Consider the following 2,494-nt stretch of genomic DNA (forward strand, 5'->3'; position numbering starts at 1 on the left):
AATGACACCTTCAGTGCGTTGGGCCTTCGGGTCCTTTTTCTTTTTATATTTCGCGTATGTTGGCTTAGTTTCTCCCTACGCCAGCCTCTTTTTCCTTGACCGTGGTTTTAGTGTTATTGAGATCGCAGTCTTAATGTCCATGCTGCAAGTTACACGAATAGTTGGTCCATTCTCCTGGGGATGGCTGTCTGACTATCTGTCTGATCGCATTGGCATTATTCGATTCTGCGCTTGCTTGGCAGCAGTCACTTTCTTGTGCATCTTTTTTCTGCAAAGCTATATTGCATTCTTCATTTGGATGTTTGTGCTGCACACCATACTTAGCAGCTTGATGCCACTAGGAGAGTCGGCCACAGTTCATGCTTTGTTTAAAGACAATTCCTTTGATAAGCGTTATGGCCGCTTACGCTTATGGGGATCAATTGGCTTTATTGCAATGGTCTTAATTGCTGGCGAGTTATTTCAGCGCGAAGGTATTGAGCTCTATCCGATTGTGGGCGCGGTAGTGTTGACCTTCTTAGCCTTGGTCACGTTCCGCTTGCATGAGCCCAAGATGGAGCGTCGCAAGATGGTGAAAGGCGAACTCTTAATTGTTTTGTTTAATCCTGATGTGCGTTGGTTCTTACTATCGGGATTCTTTATGATCTTTGCGCATGCTGCTTTGTATGTGTTCTATTCACTCTACCTAGCAGACCTGGGCTACGATAAATTCGAGATCGGTTTATTTTGGGCTCTAGGCGTTGCTGCTGAGGTGATCTTCTTTTATTTCCAGAGCAAAGTACTCAGTCGTCTGGATGCTGAAGTTGTTTTACAGCTTGCTTTTGGTATTGGCGTGTTTCGATTTATTTTGATTGCCTTCTTCCCATTCACTTGGGTGCTGATATTGGCTCAGTTGATGCATGCAGCTACTTTTGGTGCTCATCATAGTGCTGCGACCAAGTTACTGCAGCGTTGGTTTACTGGCTCGCTGCAAGCTAGAGGACAGGCTTTGATGGCAACAGTATCTTATGGCTTGGGTGGAACGCTAGGCGGTTTAGTTGCGGGCTGGCTCTGGGAAGCAACTCAGCCACGCAATGTGTTTGTGATGGCCGCATTAGCTTGTGGATTAGCAGGTATGGCGATTGGGAAAATGCGCCCACGCCACTACCCAGCTAGATAAATCAATCAACATTCTTTACATTGATCCGTAGTTCGGGCCACCACCACCCTCGGGGGTAATCCAAATAATATTTTGACTTGGATCTTTGATGTCACAGGTTTTGCAATGCACGCAGTTTTGCGAATTGATTTGTAACTGTGGCTGCCCATCTTTTTCTACATACTCATATACGCCGGCAGGGCAGTAACGTTGCTCGGGACCTGCGAAAGTTTTGAGATTCAAGCTGACAGGCACCGACGCATCTTTTAATGTGAGGTGAATAGGTTGGTTCTCAGCATGATTAGTATTAGAAATAAATACTGAGGAGAGGCGGTCAAAAGTAATCTTGCCATCGGGCTTTGGATAGTCGATCGGTTGATGCTGTGCTGCTGGTTCAAGGCACTCATGGTCTGCATGCTTTAAATGAATTGTCCAGGGCATATTGCCGCCCAACAGCTTTTGTTCTAGACCAACCATCAGAGTTCCAAGGTAAAGTCCTTTGGACATCCACGGCTTAAAGTTGCGCGCTTGATTTAGCTCGGTATGTAGCCAACTATTTTTGAAGGCGCTTGGATATGCAGACAAGACATCAGCAGAGCGATTCTCATTAAGCGCTGCAACTGCGGATTCAGCAGCCAGCATGCCGGTCTTAATGGCGGCATGGCTTCCTTTAATGCGGGATGCATTTAAGAAGCCAGCATCACAACCAATTAATGCGCCACCGGGGAATACAGTTTTAGGCAGGCTATTTAATCCGCCAGCCGTTAGTGCACGAGCGCCATAGGCCAAGCGCTTACCGCCTTCAAAGGTCTCGCGAATCTTAGGATGTAATTTATAGCGCTGGAATTCTTCAAAAGGAGAGAGGTAAGGATTCTTATAGGAGAGACCTACCACCAGACCTACTGCGACCTTGTTATCACCCAAGTGATATAAGAATGAACCGCCATAGGTATCGCTCTCCAGTGGCCACCCAGCTGTATGAACTACTAGGCCAGGCTTGCTCTTAGACGGCTCAACTTCCCATAACTCCTTAATTCCAATGCCGTAGCTTTGTGGGTCAGCATCTTTATCTAATGCAAACTTGCTAATCACTTGCTTGCCTAGATGTCCGCGTGAACCTTCGGCGAAGAGGGTGTACTTAGCACGCAATTCCATACCGAGTTGAAATTGATCAGTAGGATTACCTTCTTTATCTAAACCCATTGCGCCTGTAATGACGCCACAAACTGCGCCTTGCTCGTTATAGAGAATTTCTGCAGCAGGAAATCCTGGAAAAATTTCTACACCGAGATTTTCCGCTTGTTGGCCAAGCCAGCGAGTGACATTGGCTAAGCTAACAATGTAGTTACCTTCATT

Annotated in this window: 2 protein-coding genes; one reads left to right on the top strand and one right to left on the bottom strand. The window is 46.4% G+C overall.

The window, feature by feature from the left end:
* A partial coding sequence (locus tag B7X71_RS15125) for an MFS transporter (protein ID WP_293601288.1) occupies positions 1-1,159 on the top strand: 1,159 nt, incomplete at its 5' end.
* A 15-nt stretch (positions 1,160-1,174) separates the two neighbouring features.
* Here B7X71_RS15125 and B7X71_RS15130 read toward each other — a convergent pair.
* Positions 1,175-2,494, bottom strand: a 1,320-nt coding sequence (locus tag B7X71_RS15130) for an electron transfer flavoprotein-ubiquinone oxidoreductase (protein WP_293601289.1), incomplete at its 5' end; no start/stop codon positions are given.

The sequence above is a fragment of the Polynucleobacter sp. 39-46-10 genome (genome assembly GCF_002282275.1).